The 1,168-nt window shown below is 68.5% G+C and carries 2 protein-coding genes; both read left to right on the forward strand.

What is annotated here, in order from left to right:
- Positions 1–933, forward strand: a 933-nt coding sequence (locus AC1DU6_RS32110; protein WP_477862255.1) for an FAD-dependent oxidoreductase, incomplete at its 5' end; no start/stop codon positions are given.
- A gap of 18 nt (positions 934–951) precedes the next feature.
- Positions 952–1,168 (forward strand): endonuclease/exonuclease/phosphatase family protein (locus tag AC1DU6_RS32115; RefSeq protein WP_477862257.1); only part of this gene is annotated, 217 nt, incomplete at its 3' end.

Here is a 1,168-nt window from a genome sequence, read left to right on the forward strand (position 1 = left end):
GTCTTCGACTGGGTCGACCTGCCGAAGTCGATCGCTGTCGTCGGCGCCGGCGTCATCGGCCTGGAGCTGGCCCTGGCCCTGCACAAGCTCGGTGTGCGCGTGCGCCTGTTCGCTCGCGGTGACCGCGTCGGGCCGCTGACCGATCCCGAATTGCAGCCGCTGGCCCAGAAGCTGTTTGYCGAAGACCTGCCATTGACGTTGAGCRCCACGCTGGACCCGACGCCGGACGGCGACCAGGTGCTCGTCGGTGGCGAGCGCTTCGATGCCCTGCTCTGCACGGCAGGCCGCCAGGCCAATCTCGACGGCCTGGGGCTGGAGACCCTGAACCTGCCACGCGATGCCCAAGGCCACCCGCTGATCGACCGCCACACCAGCCAGTGGGGCGGCATGCCGGTCTTCATCGCCGGCGACGTCACCAACGACCGGCCATTGCTGCACGAAGCGTCGGACGCCGGCCGCATCGCCGGCGACAACGCGGCGCGCTGGCCCGATGTGCACAGTCGCCCACGCCGTGCGCCGCTGGCGATCGTCTTCAGCGAGCCGCAGATCGCCATTGCGGGGGCAAGCCATTCGGAGCTGGTCGCCACGGGCCGCGACTTTGACGTCGGCCGCGTCAGCTTTGCTGATCAAGGCCGCAGCCGCGTCATGCTCGTCAACCGCGGCGGCCTGCATGTCTATGCCGAGCGCGGCACGGGCCGGTTGYTGGGCGCCGAGATGATCGGCCCGGCCGCGGAGCACCTCGGCCACCTGCTGGCCTGGAGCGTGCAGCGCGGCGACACCGTGCAGCAGATGCTGGACTGCCCCTTCTATCACCCGGTCGTGGAGGAAGGCCTGCGCACGGCGCTGCGCCAGCTGCACAGCGATCTCCACYTGCCTGCGCCGCCCATCGAGAACTGCATGGACTGCGATACCGAGGCCGAGGTCGGCGGCTGACGACGCTAGGATCACAGGATGAAGAAGTTCGCTACCTGGAACGTCAATTCCCTCGCCGTCCGCCTGCCGCAGGTGCTGGACTGGCTGGCTGCCCACCCCGTCGATGCGCTGGTGCTGCAGGAGACCAAGCTCACCGATGACAAATTCCCGACCATGGAGATCGGCGAGGCCGGCTACCAGGTGCAGTGGTTCGGCCAGAAAACCTACAACGGCGTCGCGCTGATCAGCCGTGAAC

The sequence above is a fragment of the Roseateles sp. P5_B10 genome (assembly GCF_056400485.1).